Origin of the sequence: Citrobacter sp. Igbk 17 (assembly GCF_028069775.1) — a bacterium.
Classification (GTDB): Bacteria; Pseudomonadota; Gammaproteobacteria; order Enterobacterales; family Enterobacteriaceae; genus Citrobacter.
On sequence record NZ_JANEWI010000002.1, the window covers coordinates 169,258 to 191,841 of the forward strand.

20 protein-coding genes and 1 tRNA gene are annotated in these 22,584 nt (G+C 53.1%); 8 read left to right on the top strand and 13 right to left on the bottom strand.

Annotated features, from left to right (window positions below; genetic code table 11):
• Positions 1–6: 6 nt before the first annotated feature.
• The 11 genes from NNO08_RS01930 to NNO08_RS01980 all read right to left on the bottom strand — a co-directional run bounded on the left by NNO08_RS01930 (position 7) and on the right by NNO08_RS01980 (position 12,128).
• Entirely contained in the window at positions 7–1,209 is a 1,203-nt protein-coding gene (locus NNO08_RS01930; protein ID WP_271456069.1) for a sigma-54 interaction domain-containing protein, read from the bottom strand.
• Positions 1,210–1,385: 176 nt separating this feature from the next.
• Positions 1,386–2,390, bottom strand: a complete 1,005-nt coding sequence (dppF, locus tag NNO08_RS01935; protein ID WP_043018667.1) for a dipeptide ABC transporter ATP-binding subunit DppF — start codon at positions 2,388–2,390, stop codon at positions 1,386–1,388.
• Positions 2,387–3,370 (bottom strand): dipeptide ABC transporter ATP-binding protein, encoded by a 984-nt coding sequence (gene dppD, locus NNO08_RS01940; RefSeq protein WP_137382039.1) that lies wholly within the window; start codon positions 3,368–3,370, stop codon positions 2,387–2,389. The genes dppF and dppD overlap by 4 nt, the downstream gene beginning before the upstream one ends.
• Before the next feature lie 10 nt (positions 3,371–3,380).
• Positions 3,381–4,283, bottom strand: a complete 903-nt coding sequence (dppC, locus tag NNO08_RS01945; RefSeq protein ID WP_137382040.1) for a dipeptide ABC transporter permease DppC — start codon at positions 4,281–4,283, stop codon at positions 3,381–3,383.
• A 9-nt stretch (positions 4,284–4,292) separates the two neighbouring features.
• Complete coding sequence (gene dppB, locus NNO08_RS01950) at positions 4,293–5,312, bottom strand: dipeptide ABC transporter permease DppB (RefSeq protein WP_200008797.1); 1,020 nt, start codon at positions 5,310–5,312, stop codon at positions 4,293–4,295.
• 167 nt (positions 5,313–5,479) lie between these two features.
• Positions 5,480–7,087 carry a dipeptide ABC transporter periplasmic-binding protein DppA gene (gene dppA / locus NNO08_RS01955; protein ID WP_271456070.1) on the bottom strand — a complete coding sequence of 536 codons (1,608 nt, stop codon included), beginning with the start codon at positions 7,085–7,087 and terminating at the stop codon, positions 5,480–5,482.
• Positions 7,002–7,238: a hypothetical protein gene (locus NNO08_RS01960; RefSeq protein ID WP_137398959.1), complete on the bottom strand. Its 237-nt coding sequence runs from the start codon at positions 7,236–7,238 to the stop codon at positions 7,002–7,004. Before NNO08_RS01960 ends, dppA begins: the two co-directional genes overlap by 86 nt.
• Before the next feature lie 665 nt (positions 7,239–7,903).
• Positions 7,904–7,980, bottom strand: a tRNA-Pro gene (locus tag NNO08_RS01965).
• Between the two features lie 90 nt (positions 7,981–8,070).
• Positions 8,071–9,762, bottom strand: a complete 1,692-nt coding sequence (eptB, locus tag NNO08_RS01970) for a kdo(2)-lipid A phosphoethanolamine 7''-transferase (protein WP_271456071.1) — start codon at positions 9,760–9,762, stop codon at positions 8,071–8,073.
• Positions 9,763–9,972: 210 nt separating this feature from the next.
• A complete protein-coding gene (locus NNO08_RS01975; protein ID WP_048213653.1) occupies positions 9,973–11,175 on the bottom strand; it encodes an L-lactate MFS transporter in 1,203 nt (400 codons plus the stop codon).
• A 251-nt stretch (positions 11,176–11,426) separates the two neighbouring features.
• Positions 11,427–12,128, bottom strand: coding sequence for an autotransporter outer membrane beta-barrel domain-containing protein (locus NNO08_RS01980; RefSeq protein WP_271456072.1), 702 nt, complete (start codon positions 12,126–12,128; stop codon positions 11,427–11,429).
• A gap of 159 nt (positions 12,129–12,287) precedes the next feature.
• Between NNO08_RS01980 and tag the strand changes: the two genes are divergently transcribed.
• Entirely contained in the window at positions 12,288–12,857 is a 570-nt protein-coding gene (tag, locus tag NNO08_RS01985) for a DNA-3-methyladenine glycosylase I (RefSeq protein ID WP_271456073.1), read from the top strand.
• The gene (locus NNO08_RS01990) at positions 12,847–13,287 is read left to right on the top strand and encodes an N-acetyltransferase (protein WP_271456074.1); all 441 of its coding nucleotides are present in this window, start codon (positions 12,847–12,849) and stop codon (positions 13,285–13,287) included. The genes tag and NNO08_RS01990 overlap by 11 nt, the downstream gene beginning before the upstream one ends.
• On the opposite strand, the gene NNO08_RS01995 is transcribed toward NNO08_RS01990, so the two are convergent.
• A complete protein-coding gene (locus NNO08_RS01995; RefSeq protein WP_271456075.1) occupies positions 13,256–15,589 on the bottom strand; it encodes a molybdopterin guanine dinucleotide-containing S/N-oxide reductase in 2,334 nt (777 codons plus the stop codon). The two genes, NNO08_RS01990 and NNO08_RS01995, sit on opposite strands and share 32 nt — an antisense overlap.
• A gap of 159 nt (positions 15,590–15,748) precedes the next feature.
• Here NNO08_RS01995 and NNO08_RS02000 point away from each other — a divergent pair, with 159 nt between their 5' ends.
• The 6 genes from NNO08_RS02000 to ghrB all read left to right on the top strand — a co-directional run bounded on the left by NNO08_RS02000 (position 15,749) and on the right by ghrB (position 21,703).
• Complete coding sequence (locus NNO08_RS02000; RefSeq protein WP_271440388.1) at positions 15,749–16,411, top strand: OmpA family lipoprotein; 663 nt, start codon at positions 15,749–15,751, stop codon at positions 16,409–16,411.
• Positions 16,412–16,552: 141 nt separating this feature from the next.
• Positions 16,553–17,569 carry a LacI family DNA-binding transcriptional regulator gene (locus NNO08_RS02005; RefSeq protein ID WP_271456076.1) on the top strand — a complete coding sequence of 339 codons (1,017 nt, stop codon included), beginning with the start codon at positions 16,553–16,555 and terminating at the stop codon, positions 17,567–17,569.
• 100 nt (positions 17,570–17,669) lie between these two features.
• Positions 17,670–18,419, top strand: coding sequence for a sugar phosphate isomerase/epimerase family protein (locus NNO08_RS02010; protein WP_271456077.1), 750 nt, complete (start codon positions 17,670–17,672; stop codon positions 18,417–18,419).
• Positions 18,420–18,422: 3 nt separating this feature from the next.
• Complete coding sequence (locus NNO08_RS02015) at positions 18,423–19,361, top strand: sugar kinase (protein ID WP_271456078.1); 939 nt, start codon at positions 18,423–18,425, stop codon at positions 19,359–19,361.
• 64 nt (positions 19,362–19,425) lie between these two features.
• Positions 19,426–20,706 carry an MFS transporter gene (locus NNO08_RS02020; RefSeq protein ID WP_137382051.1) on the top strand — a complete coding sequence of 427 codons (1,281 nt, stop codon included), beginning with the start codon at positions 19,426–19,428 and terminating at the stop codon, positions 20,704–20,706.
• A gap of 22 nt (positions 20,707–20,728) precedes the next feature.
• Entirely contained in the window at positions 20,729–21,703 is a 975-nt protein-coding gene (gene ghrB, locus NNO08_RS02025; RefSeq protein ID WP_202037453.1) for a glyoxylate/hydroxypyruvate reductase GhrB, read from the top strand.
• A 61-nt stretch (positions 21,704–21,764) separates the two neighbouring features.
• Here the strand turns inward: ghrB and NNO08_RS02030 are convergent, their stop codons facing one another.
• A complete protein-coding gene (locus NNO08_RS02030) occupies positions 21,765–22,475 on the bottom strand; it encodes a DUF3053 domain-containing protein (RefSeq protein WP_271456079.1) in 711 nt (236 codons plus the stop codon).
• Positions 22,476–22,584 lie beyond the last annotated feature (109 nt).

The following is a 22,584-nucleotide window of genomic DNA, read 5'->3' on the forward strand; positions in this document are numbered from 1 at the left end:
CGGCGCTTAACTCACGCTCTCAAGCTGGTAACTCCGAATTTTATTCAATACCGTGGTATGCGATACGCCCAGCGCCTTAGCAATATGCCGCGACGACACATTCTCTTCCACCATCTGCTCAATTAACTGACGCTCAGCGCACTGGACCTGTTCTTTAAACGGACGTTGAGTGTGGCGCAATTCGCCTGCCGACAGATTTGCCATCCCCAGGTCTTCCCGGGTAATAACATCAGATTCGGCCATCAGCATCAGACGAATAATCGTGTTTTCCAGCTCGCGTACGTTCCCCGGCCAGCTGTGCTGGTGCAAAGCGTCAAAACAGGCTTTATCCAGAATAATTCGCCGTTGGAACTCCTTCGCGTATTTCTGCACAAAGTGGCGGATCAGCAGACTGATATCCTGCGGGCGCTCGCGTAACGGTGGAATGGTGAGTGAAAGTACGTTGATGCGGTAATAGAGATCGGCGCGCAGCAGACGTTGCTCCACCATCTCTTCCAGATTTGCGTTCGTCGCCACAATAATACGCGCATTAACCGGAATGGTTTGCGCCCCGCCAACGCGACGGATCCCCCCATCCTGGAGGACACGCAACAATTTGGCCTGTAAGCTCAGCGACATTTCACCAAATTCATCCAGAAAAAGGGTGCCTTTATCAGCCATTTCAAACAGCCCTTTTTTGCCTTTACAATCCGCGCCACTGAAGGCCCCTTTCTCATAGCCAAAAAACTCACTTTCCATCAGCGACTCGGGAAGTGCTGAACAGTTAACCGGAATAAACGGATAAAAACGCCGTGACCCGGAATTATGGATGGCCCGGGCCAGCAGCTCCTTACCGGTTCCGGTTTCACCACGAACCAAAACGGTATATTTGCTATCCGCTATTCTGATCGCTTTTTCTATCAGCAGTTGCATACTCTGGCTGCTGCAAATAATGTCAGAAAAATAACGCGGACGTTCCGGTTCAGACATCGACAGTTCGCTTATCTCTTCACACAGATAAGCAACGTTAATAATATCAGCGCGTTGGCTTAAGCTGGATTGTACGCAGGAAATATCCTGCAACTGTCGACACCAGGATTTAATCAGAATGCGTCCAGGCGTAACTTTCATGGAGATGATATTGATATCACAGCAGGAAAATTCCTTCAGGACATCCTCAACCATCGACAGACGATCAATTGTTTTAATATCCCAGCGTATCGTGACCACATTTGCTCCTGGTAGTTAGCAACTGCGAAGTAGATATTTCTGTGACGAAAGCCAACCTGACTACATTCTAGACACTATGGAATAATGTTCTGCCAATGGACTCACATTGTGGGAGTAAAAACGAATTATAAAAAAACCGGAGCACAAGGCTCCGGTTATTGGGTCATAACCCACGTTTATTGCTGCGGATTTTCATCCTGGTCAACGGCAAAGCACGCAACCAGTTGGCCGCCGTAGTCTTTCAGCTGTGGCTGTAGCTGGGTACAAGGACCAAAGCGACGACGGCAACGGGCATTGAACGCACAGCCCGGTGGCGGATTCAGCGGGCTTGGCAGCTCGCCGGTCAGCTTAATGCGCTCGCGGCGGTCATCCGGGTTCAGACGTGGTGTCGCAGAAAGCAGCGCCTGCGTATACGGATGGCGCGGATTATTGAAGATCTGATCCTTGGTGCCCTTCTCCACACAACGGCCCAGGTACATCACCATCACTTCATCCGCAATATGTTCCACTACCGACAGGTCGTGCGAGATAAAGACGTAGGACAGCCCCAGTTCCTGCTGCAGATCCATCATCAGGTTCAACACCTGCGCGCGCACGGATACATCCAGCGCGGAAACGGGTTCGTCGGCAATCACTACGTCCGGGTCAAGCATCAGGCCACGGGCAATCGCAATACGCTGACGCTGACCGCCGGAGAACATATGCGGATAGCGGTCGTAGTGCTCGGTTTTCAGCCCCACTTTCGCCATCATCGCCAGCGCTTTTTCACGGCGCTGCTCTTTGCTGAGCGTGGAGTTGATCAGCAACGGCTCTTCCAGAATCTGCCCCACTTTCTTACGCGGGTTCAGAGAACCGTACGGGTTCTGGAACACAATCTGGATTTTCTGCCGACGCAGCTTCTGCGCCTGCGGATCGTGCTTCAGCAGATCCTGTCCCTGGTAATACAGTTCACCGCCGGTCGGGACTTCAATCATCGTCAGCAGGCGTCCAAGAGTGGATTTCCCACAACCCGACTCACCGACTACCGCCAATGTTTTACCGCGCTCTAAGGTGAACGAAACACCATCCAGCGCTTTCACCAGGCGTTCCGGGGCGAACATACCCTTCTTCACCGGATAGTGTTTTTTCAGATCAATGGCCTGTAACAGCGGCTGTGGCAAAGCGGCCTTTTGCGTACTCATAGCCCAGGCCTCCCGGCATCATCAAGTGGGTAGTGGCATTTCGACTGACGACCGCCTTCCAGCAGGTTCAGTTCAGGTTCTTCAGCGCGGCATTTGTCGGTTGCATAGGGGCAGCGAGGATTCAACAGACAACCGTTCGGGCGGTCATATTTGCCTGGCACCACACCCGGCAACGATGCCAGACGCGCTTTATCCTGAGCAAACTCCGGCAGCGCACGCAACAACGCCTGGGTATACGGATGACGCGGCGCGCGGAAAATGTCGTGCGCGGCTCCGGTTTCCACCACCTGACCGGCATACATCACGATAATTTTATGCGCAGCCTCGGCCACCAGCGCCAGGTCATGAGTGATCAGAACCAGCGCCATATTCTCTTTCTGTTGCAGTTCCAACAGCAGCTCAATGATCTGTGCCTGAATGGTCACATCCAGCGCTGTTGTCGGTTCGTCGGCAATGAGCAGCTTCGGACGACAGGCGATCGCCATCGCGATCATCACACGCTGGCTCATCCCACCGGACAGCTGGTGCGGATACACATCCAGACGCGAGGCCGGGTCAGGGATACCCACCAGCGTTAGCAGGTCAATTGCCCGCTGAACACGCGTTTTTTTATTTCCGCCCTGGTGCACCTTAATGGCTTCCATGATCTGGTAACCCACGGTATAGCACGGGTTAAGGCTGGTCATCGGGTCCTGGAAGATCATCGCCACTTCCGCGCCCACCAACTGACGACGCTCTTTCTCAGAGATACGCTTCAGATCGCGACCGTTAAACTCCAGATTTTCGGCCATCACGCGGCCGGGGTAGTCAATCAGCCCCATAATCGCCAGCGAACTGACCGATTTACCGGAGCCGGATTCGCCCACAATGCCAACCACTTCACCCTGGTTCACACTGTAACTAATACGGTCTACGGCGCGGAATTCGGAACCAACATCGCCGAAGTGCACCGATAATTTATCTACATTTAATAACGCCATCTCGAACCTCTTACTGCTTCAGTTTGGGATCGAGCGCGTCACGCAGACCGTCACCCATCAGGTTAAATGCCAGCACCGTCAGCAGGATCGCCAGACCTGGGAAGGTCACGACCCACCAGGCACTCTGCGCAAACTGCAACACGTCGGAGAGCATGGTTCCCCATTCCGGTGTTGGTGGTTGCGCACCCATACCCAGGAAGCCAAGCGCGGCCATATCGAGAATAGCGTTAGAGAAACCGAGCGACGCCTGAACGATCAGCGGCGCAAGACAGTTAGGAAGAATATTAACGAACATCTGACGCATCGCACCTGCACCCGCTACGCGGGAAGCGGTAACGTAATCGCGGTTCACTTCCACCAGAACTGCGGCACGCGTCAGACGGACATAGTGCGGCAATGCCACGAACGTCAACGCCAGCGCGGCGTTACCAATAGAAGGACCAAATACGGCAACCAGCACCAGAGCCAGCAGCAGGCTCGGCAGCGCCAGCATAATATCGACCACACGCATGATGACGTTATCGACGATACCGCCAAAGTAACCGGCAACCAGACCGAGCACCACGCCCATCAACAGGGACAGTACGACCACCAGGCAGCCAACCAGCAGCGATAAACGCGCACCATACATCAGACGCGACAGCACATCGCGGCCTACATCGTCAGTACCGAACAGATGTGCCATGGTGCCACCTTCCTGCCACGCAGGAGGAGCCAGCAGCGTATCGCGGAACTGATCAGCTGGATTGTACGGTGCGAGAACGTTGGCAAAGACCGCAATCAGGATCATCACCACCACATACACCAGCCCGACAACCGCACCTTTGTTGCGTTTAAAATAGTGCCAGAACTCCTGCAACGGGGTCATCGGCACCGGTGCAGCAATAACTTTATTTTCAGTAACCTGTGACATGATGGCCCCTTACTTCTTATGCCGAATACGCGGGTTCACCACGCCGTACAGTAGGTCTACCAGCAGGTTGACGAGAATAATCATCGTCGCCACCAGTAATACCCCGCCCTGCACTACCGGATAATCACGGCGTTGCAGCGCATCAATCAGCCAGCGCCCCAGACCCGGCCACGAGAAGATGGTTTCGGTCAGGATCGCCCCCGCCAGCAGCGTACCGACCTGAAGGCCAATAACGGTCACAACCGGCAGCATGGCGTTACGCAGAGCATGAATGATGATGACGCGCATACGGGTCAACCCTTTGGCGCGCGCGGTACGAATGTAGTCTTCGCCCAGCACTTCCAACATCGATGAACGGGTCATACGCACAATCACCGCCAGGGGAATGGTGCCAAGCACCATCGCCGGCAGGATCATATGCGCCAGCGCATCAATGAAATTGCCCTCTTCACCCCAGATGGCTGTGTCGATCAGCATAAATCCGGTCAGTGGATTGGAATCATCAAGGAACACCATGTCACTCACTCGACCGGAAACCGGCGTCAGATTCCACTGCACAGAAACCAACATGATCAGCATCATGCCCCACCAGAAGATAGGCATTGAGTAACCGGTCAGCGCCAGACCAACGGCGGTATGATCAAAAATAGAACCACGCTTAACGGCAGCAAGTACACCGACTGGAATACCGACTGCGGTGGCGAAAATCATGGCGCAGACACCGAGTTCCAGTGTCGCTTTAAAGCGAGGCACGAACTCTTCCCACACCGGTAAGCGGCTTTTCAGCGAGATACCGAGATCACCATGCATAACCCCCCAAATATAATGGAGGTACTGCTGCCACATCGGCTTATCCAGACCAAGTTCAGCCAGCAATTGAGCGTGACGCTCAGGGGAGATCCCACGTTCACCTGCCATGATCATGACCGGATCGCCGGGGATCATATGGACGAAGGCAAAGGTGAGAAGAGTGATACCGATAAACGTGGGGATGACGAGTCCCAAACGTCGGAGAATGAACTGCAACATAACCCGGATTCTCTCTAATGACGCGCAGCCTGGTGACAGTGCGTCTGTATTGCTCACAAATCTTATCCCACGCAAACTGCATCGCGGGTAAAGCATTACGCCGGAGGGCGCTGCGCTTATCCGGCTTACACAATACCGGGGCGCAGCGCTTCCTTAATTGCTTTTAATTATTCGACAGAAACGTTTTCGAAGTGGTGTTTGCCTAATGGATCAACCACATAGCCTTTGACTTCTTTACGCACTGGCTCGTACACGGTGGAGTGAGCAATGATCAGCGCAGGTGCCTGGTCATGCATCACAACCTGAGCCTGTTTGTAGAGCTCAATACGCTTGTTGTGGTCATCGGTTGCACGTGCCGGCTGAATCAGATCTTCAAACGGCTTGTAGCACCAGCGAGAGTAGTTGGAGCCATCTTTCGCCGCAGCACAGCTAAACAGCGTGGCGAAGAAGTTATCCGGATCCCCGTTATCACCGGTCCAGCCCATCATTACAGCCTGATGTTCACCAGACTTGGCACGCTTGAGGTACTCACCCCATTCGTAGGTAACAATCTTGGCCTGAACACCAATTTTCGCCCAGTCAGCCTGGATCATTTCAGCCATACGGCGCGCGTTCGGGTTATACGGACGCTGTACCGGCATTGCCCACAGTTCAACGGTAAAGCCTTTATCCTGACCGGCTTCTTTCAGCAGTGCTTTCGCTTTCTCAGGATCGTAGTTGTAATCTTTAACGTCGTCGTTATAGCCCCACATGGTCGGCGGGATCAGGTTCTTTGCGGCAACGCCAGCCCCCTGATAAACAGCCTTGATGATCGCTTCTTTGTTTACCGCATAGGTCAACGCCTGACGAACTTTCACGTCATCAAACGGTTTCTTCTCGGTGTTGAAAGAGAGATAACCGACGTTCAGACCAGCCTGCTCCATCAGATTGATATTTTTGTCCTGCTTCATGCGCGCAATGTCCGCCGGGTTCGGATACGGCATCACCTGGCATTCATTTTTCTGCAGTTTGGCATAACGCACGGAAGCGTCAGGCGTAATGGAGAAGACCAGACGGTCAATCTGCGGCTTGGTGCCCCAGAAGCCGTCGAACGCTTTATACAGAATACGAGAATCTTTCTGGTACTGCTGCAGCTGGAACGGACCGGTACCGATTGGGTTCAGGTCAACTTTCTCCGGCGAACCGGCTTTCAGCATGTTGTCCGCATATTCTTTAGAAAGAATAGAGGCGAAGTCCATGGCCAGGTCAGCCAGGAACGGTGCTTCCGGACGGGTCAGTACGAACTGGACAGTTTTATCGTCCACTTTTTTCACTTCACTGATCAGGTCTGGCAGACCCATCCCTTCGAAATATTCGTAGCTGCCGCCAGAAACTTTATGGTACGGGTTCTGAGCATTTTTCTGACGATCGAAAGAGAACACCACGTCATCAGCGTTGAAATCACGCGTCGGCTTGAATTCTTTATTGTCCTGCCACTTCACGCCAGGGCGAAGGTGGAAGGTATAGGTTTTACCGTCTTCGCTGATTTCCCACTTCTCAGCAAGGCCGGGGATCACTTCGGTGGTACCGGTTTTGAATTCAACCAGGCGGTTATAGATCGGTACGGAGCTGGCATCATAGGTAGTACCAGAGGTGAAAAGCTGCGGGTTAAAGCCTTCAGGAGATCCTTCTGAACAATAAACCAGAGTTTTAGCCTGTACGCTTGCGGCGCAGGTCATAGCCACCAGGCTCAGACCAAGCTTCAGCATCCCTGACTTCTTCAAGGAAATACTCATTCTTCTGCTCCAAATGTGATGTTTGTTGTTTTACCCTTTGCAGTGGGTTTGCACCGCCTGGCCTTTTTTGTTTTTTACCCGGCCGGGTCGGCGTTAAGAGGATGGGGATTCCGTTCACATAAGCGACTGAGTTGCAGTGCGGATTCTCCATGAAATGCCCCTCATGCCCTACAATCTGTCAACAGAATGTGAAAACGTCAATACAGGTAACCGTGATTTACACCAACGGTGAGAATTGGCAAACAAAGATTAAAAAAAGTGCAGGCGGGTATTTTCAGCAGGGAAATTTGTGCTACGCGCACTATGCCAGAATAAATATCTTCATATTCAGAAACATTTGGTGATTAACATTTATGCAAATTATGAAAATTTTCTCAACACATGCTGCATATCTGAGCGATTAATACCATGAACGTTAAAACGCACAGCGGAAAATGCTGGGTTCAGCCATAAGTAACGCAAAAAAAGATTCAAGCAAATATAAAAAAAGGCAATGGAATATGTCACAGAATCGTTAACAGTCAGTGGGAAGTGGTGCACAATTTTTGCAGATAAAATGAAGGTCAAAATAGGGATGGGAAACCGCAAAATACATCCTGTCAGCGCTTGCCTGTAGGCCGGATAAGGTGCTTGCGATGCCAAAACGGTGTAAATGTTTTGCCTGATGGCACTGCGTTCGTAGGCCGGATAAGGCGCTTGCGCCGCATCCGGCGATGTCTGTTATAGCGTGATGTTTTGCCTGATGGCGCTTCGCTTATCAGGCCTACAAAAGCCACAAACGCAAAAAACCCGCTCAAAGAGCGGGCTTTTCTAATTTGGTCGGTGATAGAGGATTCGAACCTCCGACCCCTTCGTCCCGAACGAAGTGCGCTACCAGGCTGCGCCAATCACCGAATGCGGGGCGCATCTTACTGCTCAGCTGCGCGCCCGTCAATCCCTTAGTATCAAAATGCCATTCGATCGGTGAGAAAGTCAGCAGCCCATTACCGGGCTACAACCTTCTTATCGTCCGGGACATGACACCAGTTGTTATTCTCATTTATACCGCCGTTTGGCGAGGTATATCCAAGGCAACCGAGAATGGTGTCGTACAGTTCAACATGGCGACGCGGAACCTTCATATCAGCCTCCTGCTTAAGGTGGGCGAAGGCTTTCGCATGATCGGGGTCTTCCAGATACTTATCAGACATCCACACCAACATAGGAACGCGGAACTGCTCTGGTGGTGCCATTTTACGTGGCGTACCGTGCAGGTGTTCACGCTCGTTGATCGACTCACCGTGATCGGCAGCATAGAACACGATCGCTTTCTTATCGCGCAGCTGGTCAAACACTTTGGTGATAAAGTGGTCAACATAGGTTACCGAGTTATCAAATGAGTTAATCATCTGCGCTTTCGAACAACCGCTATCAACATTGACACACTCCGGCTTCCACTGGGCGTACTCACGGGTATAGCGCTGCGTGTAGTTAAAGTGTGAGCCTTTGGTATGCAGGATAATCAGGTGCTTACCATTATCGTCCGGTTTGATTGATTGCTGCATCTCAGAAATCAGCAGCATATCGTCAACCGTTTTGCCACGGTTACGCGGCTCAGCGCCAATCTGCTCACGATATGCGATGTTCTCCGCCATCGTGTTGCTGTAAAACCACATCTCACTTTGCATCGCGTAGAGATCGGTATTAAAACCTAGCTGGCTGAGTACGGAAAAGACGTTTTGTTCTTTCAGCGTACGCTGCGGGTTTTCCTCTGCTCCGCCTTCACGAACAAACATACAGCGTAGCGAAAGTTTGGTTGCCGTATCACACGAATATCCGCGGAAAGCGGCCAGGTTTTTTTCCTGAGCCAGCCTTGGCGTAGTATTTCTCTCGTAGCCAAAAATACCCATATGATCCCAACGGGTCGTTTCGCCGATAATAAACACGACGTAGGTATCATCAATATTCTTGGGGGCGACGTAGGTAAATTTCTTCGCCGGATTCATCAGCGACTTGTTATCTGAAGACTCATCAACCTGCGCCCAGGCATACAGACCCAGCGCAGACAACCAGTTTGAAGGCAAATATGAATTTGCCACTACGCCACCGTAGCTGGGCAAATCAATACCCGTTTCCCGTTCAACCGATTTCTGCTGTATTCCCAGTAACCGAATCGGCGCCCACACCATCAAGCCAGCCAACAGAACAACGGCCACGCTACGCCATCTCATACCTGGCGTACGTATCTGTTTTAACAGGGTATAGCGGCAGCGATTACTCCAGATAAGCAGCAGCGGTAAGATGCTGACCGAGACCAGCCACACAATAAAATGCCAGCCCACAACTTCCTTTGATAAATCAATATCGGTTGTCATGACCGAGGCAATAATGCCGTAGCCAATTACCACATTCAGGAAGGTCATGTAATAGCTGGCACCAGCGGAACACAGCACCACAAAGGTAGCCAGTACACGCCAGGCCCGCCGACCAAACAGAGACAGAAGACGAAGTAAAAAGAAGGTAACCAGCACGGTGCCGGCTAATTCAACAACCGCAGAGATTCCTTTCAGCGCGGTAAATTCCTGCACATAGCTGCCGATGCGGCGATAAAAAACTGCGCAGTTCATAAACAGACCGATATAGAGCGCAAGCAAGAAGCTAAGCTTTTGCTGCGTCATCGATTTAATGTATCTCATGCAAAAAAACCCTGGGAATCGGGATAAAAACACCCTGTGAAGTGGTCAATCGAACCAAACAGGGAAAAATGCGACAACAGCAGAGATGAAATGTCTACGGGCGCGGCTAAGTAGACCACAGGAGGGGAGAAAAGTGCTTATGGAGAATGCAAACGGCGCATATATTTTTGTAAATATATGCGCCGTGTATAAATCAGACAAAGAGTAAAATCAGGCGTGTGCCTCAGTAAATACACTACGCTGCGGCTGGCGAATGGTCGTGGACAGCGCCAGCGAGATGATTAACAGCGCAAAGATAACGCAGAAGGTCACATAGAAACCGCCGAACAGCGAGGCGATAATTGACCCGCAGATGCTGCCAATCCCGAAGCCCAGGTAGATGACCCCATAGTTTTTCGCGAGGTTATTCAGGCCGAAGAACTCACTCACCAGTGACGGAAAAACCGTAATGGTGCCACCGAAGTTGAAGGCGACACAGGCAATGGCTGCGAAGAATGTCACTTCATTCAGCGGAGCAAAAAGCAGCGCCGCCATACCCACCAGCGAAACAACCTGACCAATGGTGATAACGCGAATACGGGAAATTTTGTCGGACAGAATACCCAGAACCAGACGACCTGACAGGTTCGCGATAGAAATAACAGTTACCGCATTCGCTGCTGTTGCCACATCCATTTTTGCCAGGCTTTGGGCGATATCTTTCGCGACACCAATCACGTAAAGCCCGCTCATGCATGCTGTCAGGAACATCACTGCCAACATCCAGTACTGTGGTTTACGCATGGATTGCGCCAGCGTGTAGTCGTTCTCTACCACGCCATTTACGGCTTTAACTTCCTGGTTTGGCGCATCTTTCATCAGCGTGGAGCCAAAGACAATCATCACCAGTACAATCGCGCCCCAAATCATAAAGGTCTTTTCCAGACCCACTGTGCTCAGCAGTTGGCTGTCGATAAATTTAAAGCCGAGGCTACCCAGGCCGTAAGAACCGATCGCAAAGGCGGAAATCAGCCCTTTACGCTCAGGGAACCATTTCACGCAGTTGGACAGGGTTAACAGGTATCCTGCACCGTCAGCCAGGCCAACCAGTACACCGGCACTCAGCCACAGCATAATCAGGCTGTCAGAATGCGCGGTTAAGAAGAAGCCCACACCCAGTAAGATACCGGATGCCATGGTGACGCGTTTCACGCCGAAACGTTCCTGAAGCTTCCCGGCGACGGAAGAAGAGATCGCCAGACCCAGACTCAGCAAACCAAAGGAAAATGCGACCTGACTAACCGGTGCATCAAGTTTTGAAGAGAGTGCGCCATTGAACAGGCTCCAGGTATAAACAGAACCTAATGCAAATTGGGTAATGATGGTGCCGATCAGTGTCAGCCACCGGGTACGCTGATAATCAGAAGTTTTCATGGCAGTCTTCCTGCATAAACAAAATGGGAAATTCTCTGCCGACAACCATACCGAAGTGCTTTTATGACCTGGGGAAAACGGCATGAAATGCCATCAGGACGGAATGAAATGCCTGGATTGCGGAATGAATGACGAGACAAAAAGTCGGGTTACTGAATTTTATTGCCGGAGTTAGTGCACGCTATCGCTGGAATGCGTGTGATTATTGATCCCAATATGTAACACAGATGTTTTAACCAGGCTTTTTTTCGTTAAAATTTGGCACTCACTCCCATGGTGTACAGATAATCGCTGTTATTCGTACTGTTTTCTGCCTGAGAAAGTGCCGCATAGGCAGCCATATGCTGATTCAGCAGCATATCTGCACCGACAGTGACATCGACCCAGTTACCCTCCTGACTCGCCGCCGCCATACGATTGAGGCCCGATTGCGCCTTCCAGATATTCTCACCAAATTGCTGGTTATAACTGATTTGCGCCCATGGCCGCACATCACCAAACTGCGAGTCGACCCGCCAGCCCAAGGTACTGACGCTGGCATGCCACATCGGATCGGTCAGCGTTAACGAAGTCACACTGTCGCCAAATTCGTTGTAGGTAGATGTGGTTGAACCATCATAATGCAGGGCTGCGACGGGCCCCGTCGTCACCTTACGGGAAAGGGGAAAATTCCAGCCCACACTCATACCGCTGGTCGCATCCAGAGCCGCTTGGTCCGCAAGATTCACCACCGGCCCCGCCACGTTCTGGGTGGAGCGAATACGCTCTTCCAGGATGTCGTTATAACGTGGTTGGTGATCGCTGTCCCATGTATAACGTTCCGACGTATGACCGGACAGCGCATCAACGATATATTCTTGTTGCCAGCCATATGCCGTATTGGCAAACAGCGCACAGACGATGACGTTCGCCAGGATTAACCTCTGACGACCACTACTGTTTCTTATAATCATCAACGCGACTCCAGAAAAGAGCCGAATTCGGCGATATTATTGTCATTGTTTAAAGGATATCGGGCACATGAGGCCCTGTATTAAATATTGTCTTTTTAGCGGGCGCGTCAAGGCGGGCCGAATGAAATTTTTACGCCAGTAAAAACAGCGAGGAAGAGTATGCAGCGTTGCGGTTGGGTCAGTCAGGATCCACTATACATTGCCTATCATGACAAGGAATGGGGCGTCCCGGAAACCGATGGTAAAAAGCTGTTCGAAATGATCTGCCTTGAAGGCCAGCAGGCTGGGCTGTCGTGGATAACGGTACTAAAGAAACGGGAAAACTATCGCCAGGCATTCCACCACTTCGATCCTGCAACCGTTGCGGCGATGACCGAAGAGGATGTAGAAAGGCTGGTACTGGATGCCGGTATTATTCGCCATCGAGGAAAGATTCAGGCCATTATCGGCAACGCCCGCGCCTGGCTGGCAATGGAGCAAAACGGTGAGCCGTTTAGCGAGTTCGTCTGGTCATTCGTCGATAACCAACCGCAGTTAACCCGTGCAGCCAGTCTGAGCGATATCCCTACTTCAACGCCCGCCTCTGACGCACTTTCTAAAGCGTTAAAAAAACGGGGATTTAAGTTTGTTGGCACCACCATCTGTTACTCCTTTATGCAGGCATGCGGTCTGGTCAACGACCATGTCATCGGCTGCATGTGCTACCCAGGAGAACAACATGATTCGTGAATCCAATGCTGACGATCTGGCACCCATTCTGGCACTGTGGATGGAAAGCACCATTTTTGCCCATCCTTTTATCGAAGAACGCTACTGGCGCGAGAGTGAGCCTATCGTACGTGATGTCTACCTGCCCGCTGCGCAAACCTGGGTGTGGGAAGAAAACGGTGTGCTCAAAGGTTTTGCCAGCGTGATGGAAGAGCGCTTTTTAGGCGCGCTGTTTGTAGAACCTTCCGCCATCAGAAGCGGCATCGGCAAAGCGCTGGTGCAACATGTGCAGCAGCGCTTTTCGTGGCTCAGCCTGGAGGTCTACCAGAAGAATCAATCAGCGGTAAACTTCTACCACGCACTGGGATTTCGCATTGAAGACAGCGCGTGGCAGGAAGAGACTCACCATCCAACCTGGATTATGGGCTGGCAGGTGGATCAAACGCGGTAAGTGTCAGCGTAGGCCCATTGTACTTCTCCAGCCACGCCAGCGCGGTATTGCCCGCACAGCCGTTCCCCAGCTTCGAGCTGGGGAGATCTTTGGTCAGCACGTTAACAGCGCCATTTTTACAAATACCGTCGGCGGTAGGGTCCAAATCAGGCCAGGCCCCCTCGTGAATACAGATGACGCCGGGTTTGATCCCTGTCGTCACAACAGCACCCGCCAGGATATGCCCACGGTGGTTCCACACCCTGACCGTATCGCCATCTGCAATCCCCCGCGCTTGCGCATCCTGCGGATGAATCGTCACTGGCTCCCGATCCGCCACCGCATACTGTTCGCGTAACGCACTGTAGTTGAGCTGGCTGTGCAAACGGTGAGCCGGATGGGCGGAGAGCACCTGCAATTGGTCGGGTTCGGCGTTGCCGAACCACTCATCAGGCTCCAGCCACATCGGGTGTCCTGCACAGTCTGCATAGCCGTAACCTGCAATTTTTGCAGAATAGATTTCAATTTTTCCACTGTCCGTTTTCAGCGGATGCGCCTGTGGATCGCGGCGAAAATCAGCAAAACGGATGAACTGCGTATTTGCGGCGTTTTCCGGCATTTCGATCAGTGCATTCTTTTGCCAGAACTCAGCGAAGGGCGGCAGTGCAACCTGCTGGCTGGCACCACGCTGCGCAGCAATGTCGTAAAATGTTTCCAGCCACGCCAGTTCGCTTTTCCCCTCAGTGAATCGGTCATATCCGCCTTTTTCCCAACGTTCACTCAGCTCGGCAAAAACATCAAAATCGTTGCGCGCTTCAGCCTGTGGCGGTACGACCTGCTTCATCGGCACCAGATGCTGGTTGCTGTAGTCTCCGGTCATGGTCAAATCGTTACGTTCAAAAGAGGTTGTCGCGGGTAACACGATATCGGCATGCTTCGCCGCAGCGGTCCAGAAACACTCCGAGATAACCACCAGTTCCGGCTTTTGCCAGGCGCGGATCAGACGATTGGTGTCCTGGTGATGCGTGAAGTTTGCGCCCCCGGCCCACCAGAGCATGCGGATGTCCGGGAAATGCCGATCCATACCGTTGTGCTGATAGAAACCGCCGGGATTTTCCAGCGCCTCGACGATACGCGCCACCGGGATTTTATCCACCGCGTCGGTGCCGCCTTTGAGGCTCCCTTGCATCGAAGCCAGTACCGCTGCACGACGCGTCGGGTTTCCTCCGTTGGCAAAATGATACGACAGTCCAAAGCCACCGCCGGGCGTGCCAATTTGACCGAGCATGGCGGCCAGCGTGACGATCATCCAGTGTTTTTGCTCGCCATACTGCTGACGCTGCATACCCCAACCGGCCATCAGCATGGTGGTATTTTGGTGAAATATTGCTGCAAGTTCGCGTATTTTCGCTGCCGGAATACCACAAATTTCAGCAGCCCACTCTGCCGTTTTCGCTACCCCATCGGATTTACCCAGCAGGTAGTCGGCGAACGAATCATATCCGGTTGTACAACGGGCGAGAAAATCCTCGTCATGCCAGTCGTTTTCCACCAGCGTATACGCGATACCCAGCATCAACGCTACGTCGGTCCCCATATGCGGGGCAATCCATTCCATCTTGTCGCCAAAGAACGCCACACTTTCCGATCGCATTGGATCGATGCAGATCAATCGCTTACCGCTATCGCGCAGCGCTTCAAAGTAAGCAATACCCTGTTCGTCAGAAGCATTCCAGGCAATTTTAAGCGTATTCAGTGGGTTAGCACTCCACAGCACCACCACATCGCTATGCTCCAGCACCATCGGCCAACTGGTCTGCTGCTGGTAAACTTCGTTGCCACCTACCACATACGGCATGATGGCCTGTGCCGCCCCCGTAGAATAATCCCCCAGGTGCCCGGTATAACCCCCCGCCAGCGCCATATAGCGCTGCAGCAGGGTCGCCGCTTTGTGTAATACACCGTTCGACCGCCAGCCGTACGAGCCGGCAAAAATCGAGGCTGGACCGTAACTGTCACGGATGCGTTTATGCTGCGCATCGATAAGATTCAGTGCATCGTCCCAGCTAACACGAACAAACTCATCCTGCCCGCGCACGCCTTGCGGATTATCCGGCGAGGCAAGGAATCCTTTACGCACCATGGGAAAACGTACCCGCGTTTTACTGTGTACTTGATCGCGAACCACGGTTTGCAGCGAGTTGGGATGAGAGGTGGGTAATGCCCCCCGGGATGAAAAAACAGTCTCGCCATCGGTTTCGACAAGAATGGGCCCCCAGTGTGCGGCAGTTAACACCGGGTAATGTGCAGGTGAATTAGCCAAGATGGCGCTCCTGAATGCGATGTGACGGCTTATTGTTATGTCGTTCAATGTTACTTACAAATTTCAGAGTCTTCCCTGGAATTTTCTTCATGTTCAGACGTCATAATCAACCGCCACGGTCGCTGTGGTAAAGAAGAAAAAAGTCATTAAGGAATTAAGATGAAGAAACGTGTATTTGTTATTGCTGCCATCGTGAGCGGCGCCCTGGCGGTATCTGGCTGCACAACAAACCCTTACACCGGCGAGCGAGAAGCAGGGAAATCCGGCATCGGCGCGGGTATCGGTTCACTGGTTGGTGCGGGTATTGGCGCACTCTCGTCTTCGAAGAAAGATCGCGGCAAAGGCGCGCTGATTGGTGCAGCGGCAGGTGCGGCTGTAGGTGGCGGTATCGGTTATTACATGGATGTGCAGGAAGCAAAACTGCGCGAGAAAATGCAGGGAACAGGCGTCAGCGTGACGCGTAGCGGCGATAACATCATTCTGAACATGCCAAACAATGTCACCTTCGACAGCAGCAGCGCCAACCTGAAACCGGCGGGCGCAAACACGCTGACCGGTGTGGCAATGGTACTGAAAGAGTACAATAAAACCGCCGTCAACGTGTTGGGCTTCACCGACAGCACTGGCAGCCACGATTTGAACATGCGTCTGTCACAGCAGCGTGCCGACTCCGTCGCCAGCGCGTTGATTACCCAGGGCGTGGCAGCGAACCGCATTCGCACTCAGGGTATGGGCCCGGCGAACCCCATCGCCAGCAACAGCACGGCTGAAGGTAAAGCGCAGAACCGTCGCGTAGAGATTACGTTGAGTCCTGTGCAGTAATCGTTGAGCCGGGTGGCGGCTTCGCCTTACCCGGCCCACGTTCGACATATAGGCCCGGTAAGCACAGCGCCACCGGGCAAATTACTTGCTTCGTCAGATTTTCCCGCTAAGGTATTCTCACTAAATCCAGGGAAATCAGCGATGAGCAAATCAGCACGGGCAACCATCAGCGATGTGGCAAAGGCCGCAAAAACCGGCAAGACCAGCATTTCACGCTACCTCAATGGTGAAAAGCATCTGCTATCCGACGCGCTGTTAGCCCGCATTGAAAAAGCCATTGCCGAACTCGACTACCGTCCCAGCCTGATGGCCAGAGGCCTGAAGCATGGGCGTACTCGCCTGATTGGCCTGATTATCGCTGATATAACCAACCCCTACTCCGTCAACGTGTTAAGCGGTATTGAAGCCGCCTGCCGTGACAAAGGTTTTACCCCGCTGGTCTGTAACACGAACAACGAAGTGGATCAGGAGCTGCATTATCTCGATCTGCTGCGCAGCTACCAGGTCGAAGGGATCGTGGTGAACGCCGTCGGGATGCGTGAAGAAGGACTGAACCGTCTGCAACAGTCTGCGCTGCCAATGGTACTGATTGATCGTAAAATTCCCGATTTCGCCTGCGATATGGTCGGACTGGATAATACCCAGGCAGCGAGCGTTGCCACTGAACACCTGCTTGAACAAGGTTTTGAAGCCATTCTGTTCCTTAGCGAGCCGCTGGGGATGGTGAATACTCGCCGCGAGCGCCTGAGCGCCTTTCGCGCCACGCTCGCACAATACCCTGGTGTCATCGCACAAAATGCCGAAGTCCCGCTAACGGACAATACGCAGCTCGATGACACGCTGCGCCAGTTTCACCAGCAGCATCGTGGGATGCGCAAAGCCGTTATCTCTGCCAATGGCGCCCTGACGTTGCAGGTTGCCCGCGCGTTAAAGCGTATTGGCCTCAACTGGGGCAGCGACATCGGTCTGCTCGGGTTCGACGAGCTGGAATGGGCCGAGCTGGCTGGCGTCGGCATCACCACGCTAAAACAGCCCACCTGGCAGATTGGCTACACCGCCGTCGAGCAGGTAGTACGCCGGATCGATGGCGACTCAGACGCAATCCAGGAACAGGTTTTTTCCGGCGAACTGATCGTTCGTGGCTCCACCGCCCGCTAAATTTCCTTCGTGATGGTGATCATAAATTCAATATCACGGGCTTTTCTTTGGAACCGGTTCCATCTAGCGTTATAGCAAGAACGCTAGTTTTGGAGTTTCCATGAAAAGAAAAATTATGGTGGTCACTGCCGCTTACGGCTACGACCAGGTACGCGCCGCAGGTGGGCAAACGGCCCTGCTGCCCATCATTGCCGAAGCCGGTGCTGACGGGGTTGAAATCCGCCGCGAGATGCTGACCGACGCCGAGCTAAAAACACTGCCAACAATGGCCTCTGCGATTGAGATTTTCGGCCTGCTGGCATGCTACTCCGCCCCCGAACCGCTGTTCACCGAAGACGGAAATCTTAATCCTCGCCTTCCGGAATTACTCCAGGAAGCGCAAGCCCTGCAAGCACTGTGGTTAAAAGTTTCCCTCGGCCATTTTGCCCATGACGGACAGTTCGACGTGTTGCGCGAATGGCTGGACAACAGCGGGATGGAGCTGGTTGTCGAAAACGATCAGACATCCTGTGGACGCCTGCAACCGATGAAGCGCTTTAACGATGCCTGTCAGGCATTCAATCTGCCCATTTCTCTGACCTTCGATATGGGTAACTGGTTGTGGGTAGGTGATTCTCCGGAAGAGGCTGCACAGCAGTTGGCCTCAAGCGTTGGATATATCCATGTGAAAGCCGCCACACCACATAGTGACAGTTACCGTGCCGTGCCGCCGGATCACACGGAATCACGCTGGCTGGCGCTGCTGGACACGTTGCCCGCAGATGTTCCGCGCGGCATTGAATTCCCCCTGGAAGGGCAAGACTTAACGGCGGTTACCCGTCACTACGTCGCTCTATTACGCAAGGAGTAACACATGAAAAACTCACTGGACGTTGTCACCATTGGTGAAGCGATGGCGATGTTTGTCGCCACGCAAACCGGTGATTTGGCGGACGTGGAACAGTTTATTAAACGCGTTGCAGGCGCTGAACTTAATGTGGCAACCGGACTTGCTCGCCTGGGTCTGAACGTAGGCTGGGTCAGCCGCGTGGGTAACGACAGTTTTGGCCGTTTTATTATTAAGTCGCTGGAGAAAGAAGGGATTGATGCGCAGGGAGTCACTCTGGACGGGCGCTACGCTACCGGCTTTCAGCTTAAATCTAAAGTCGAAAATGGAACCGATCCCATTGTGGAATATTTCCGCAAAGGCTCTGCAGCCAGCCATCTCAGCGTTGAGGATTATCACGATGAGTATTTCTCCAGCGCACGCCACCTGCACCTGAGCGGCGTTGCGGCTGCGCTGTCTGCCAGTTCATATGAACTACTGGCGCACACCGCCCGCACCATGAAGGCCCAGGGGAAGACCATCTCGTTCGACCCGAATTTGCGCCCGGTACTGTGGAAAAGCGAAGGCGAGATGGTGGAAAAACTCAACCGACTGGCATTCCAGGCTGACTGGGTACTGCCGGGGTTAAAAGAGGGCATGATTTTAACCGGACAACAGACACCAGAAGCCATTGCAGACTTTTATCTGCGTCATGGCGTGAAGGCCGTCATCGTGAAGACCGGGGCTGATGGGGCCTGGTACAAAGCAGCTAGCGGCGAGCAAGGCAGCGTCGCGCCGGTGAAAGTCGACAACGTGGTCGATACCGTCGGCGCGGGTGATGGCTTTGCCGTCGGCGTGATCAGCGCGCTGCTGGAAGGCCGAACGCTGCATCAGGCAGTGACCCGGGGCAATAAAATTGGCGCTCTGGCCATTCAGGTTCAGGGCGACAGCGAAGGATTACCCACACGTGAACAATTAGGGGAATAAATTCCCGGCCAACTCTGTACCCTACAGACAGAGGCGGCGTATCAGCATAACCAGAGGGCAGTCTATGAATAGCTCAACCAATGCAGCAAAACGCTGGTGGTACATCATGCCAATCGTGTTTATCACGTACAGCCTGGCGTACCTTGACCGCGCGAACTTCAGCTTCGCTTCCGCCGCCGGTATCAACGAGGACCTCGGCATTACCAAAGGGATCTCTTCCCTGCTGGGCGCGCTGTTTTTTCTCGGCTATTTCTTCTTCCAGATCCCAGGCGCAATTTACGCCGAACGCCGCAGCGTACGTAAACTGATTTTTGTCTGTCTGATTCTGTGGGGCGCCTGCGCGTCACTGACCGGGATGGTCAGCAACATTCCGATGCTGGCCGCCATTCGCTTCATTCTTGGCGTCGTTGAAGCCGCGGTCATGCCGGCCATGCTGATTTATATCAGCAACTGGTTTACGAAGTCCGAGCGTTCGCGTGCCAATACCTTCCTGATCCTCGGTAACCCTGTCACCGTCCTGTGGATGTCCGTCGTGTCCGGATACCTGATTCAGGCGCTGGGCTGGCGTGAAATGTTCATCATTGAAGGTTTTCCGGCCATCATCTGGGCGTTCTGCTGGTGGGTACTGGTAAAAGATAAACCGTCGCAGGTGGGCTGGTTGTCAGAATCCGAAAAAGCCGCGCTGCAGGCCCAGTTAGAAAAAGAACAGCAGGGTATCAAAGCCGTGCGTAACTACGGCGAAGCGTTCCGTTCACGTAACGTTATTCTGCTGTGCATGCAGTACTTTGCCTGGAGTATTGGCGTCTACGGTTTTGTTCTGTGGTTGCCGTCAATTATCCGCAGCGGCGGTGCCAACCTGGGTATGGTAGAGGTCGGTTGGCTTTCGTCCGTTCCGTATCTGGCCGCAACGGCGGCGATGATCCTGGTTTCATGGGCTTCCGATAAACTGCAAAACCGTAAGCTGTTTGTCTGGCCACTGCTGCTGATTGCCGCTTTCGCCTTTATTGGCTCCTGGGCCGTTGGCGCAGACCACTTCTGGATTTCTTACACACTGCTGGTTATCGCCGGCGCGGCGATGTACGCCCCGTATGGTCCCTTCTTCGCCATCATTCCTGAGATGTTGCCGCGCAACGTCGCTGGGGGAGCCATGGCGTTGATCAACAGCATGGGCGCATTAGGCTCCTTCTTTGGTTCCTGGTTTGTCGGCTACCTCAATGGCACCACCGGCAGCCCGTCCGCCTCATACATTTTTATGGGGGTAGCGCTTTTTGTCTCAGTATGGCTAACTCTTATTGTTAAGCCTGCTAATAATCAACAGCTACCTATTGGCGCACGCCACGCTTAAATTTTAACTTACGGAGATTCGCATGAAGCCGTCCATTATTCTCTATAAAGCGTTACCTGACGATTTACTGCATCGCCTGGAAGAGCATTTTACTGTCACTCAGGTGCCTAACCTGCGTGCGGAAACCGTAGCACAGCACGCCGCAGCCTTTGCCAGCGCGGAAGGCCTGCTGGGCTCCAGTGAAGCCGTCAATACCGCCCTGCTGGAGAAAATGCCCAAACTGCGTGCGACCTCGACCATTTCCGTAGGCTATGACAATTTCGATGTTGAAGCCTTAAACGCACGTAAGGTGCTGCTGATGCACACGCCAACGGTGCTGACAGAAACCGTGGCGGACACGGTAATGGCGCTGGTGTTAAGTACGGCGCGACGCGTGGTGGAAGTCGCTGAACGCGTGAAGGCAGGCGAATGGACAAAAAGCATCGGAGCCGACTGGTTTGGTACCGATGTTCACCATAAGACGTTGGGTATTGTCGGCATGGGACGTATTGGGCTGGCGCTGGCACAACGCGCGCATTTCGGCTTTAGCATGCCGATTCTCTACAACGCGCGCCGCCACCATCAGGAAGCGGAAGAACGTTTCAACGCGCGCTACTGCGACCTGGATACGCTGCTGCAAGAATCGGACTTTGTTTGCCTGATTCTGCCGTTAACGGACGAAACCCACCATCTGTTCAGTACCGAACAGTTTGCCAAAATGAAGTCTTCTGCCATTTTCATTAACGCCGGGCGTGGCCCGGTGGTGGATGAGAACGCACTGATCGCCGCTCTGCAAAGCGGGGAGATTCATGCCGCTGGGCTGGATGTGTTTGAACAAGAGCCGTTGCCGTCAGACTCACCGCTGCTGTCACTGCCGAATGTGGTGGCGGTGCCGCATATTGGTTCAGCCACGCATGAAACGCGCTATAACATGGCGGCTTGTGCTGTGGATAACTTAATTGACGCACTGCAGGGAAAAGTTGAGAAGAACTGCGTAAATCCGCAAGTGGCCAAATAACACAAAAGGCCGGGTAGCATTGGTGCTCACCCGGCCTTTAATGTGTCTTACCGTACGACGATTACTGCGCGGCACTCACCGCAGCAGTCCATGCCTGATTAAATGCCTGATGCTGCGCCGCCAGCGGGCCAATCAGCGTATTGTACTGACTGGCCTGTTGTGAGGTTGGGAACTGGATGCCGTTCGCAACAAAGCTCACCTGCGCATCCTGCTGCGCGATAAAATCGCCTACCTGCACCAACTGCTGCGTGAAAACTTGCGCGGCTGGGATCAGCGGCTGTAACGCCTCTGCCGGTGCGGTCACGACTTTGCTGTAAACCTGATCAAAGACAGGTTTCAGATCATCACCCTGCTTCAGCGCGCCATGGGCAGCATCTGCCTGTAGCTTCGCATTCTGCAACTGTTGTCCTAACACGCCCAGCGCGCCATTTGCCTGACGCAGCGGTTCACGCTGAGTCATGTAATCCTGAGGAACACGGATTGCGTTTACGCTATCAACAACCGGGCGCAGACCGGAGTCCATTGCCTGATTAACCTGCTGTGAATAGCCATAAAGAATCGCGTAATCGGACACAAACGGGCCAAACTGTTTTTTCTGATCGGCAGTAAGCGTCGGTAAACGCTCTCCGCTACGCATTGCAGTATTCTGCAGAAAATCGATAAACGCTTTGCGTTGATCGCCTTCTTTATCAAAACACCCACTCAGGCCAACTACCATTAAGAGCGCCAAAACAGGCGCAAACCAGCGAGAGCAGGACTTACCTGTCGCCATTTTAATACTCCTTTCACCCAAAAATGCGCACAACGACACCCGCGTGCCTGACGTTGACAAGGATAGTCCAGGTCAGCCCCGCAAGATACCCTTTCCGCGTAATCTTGTC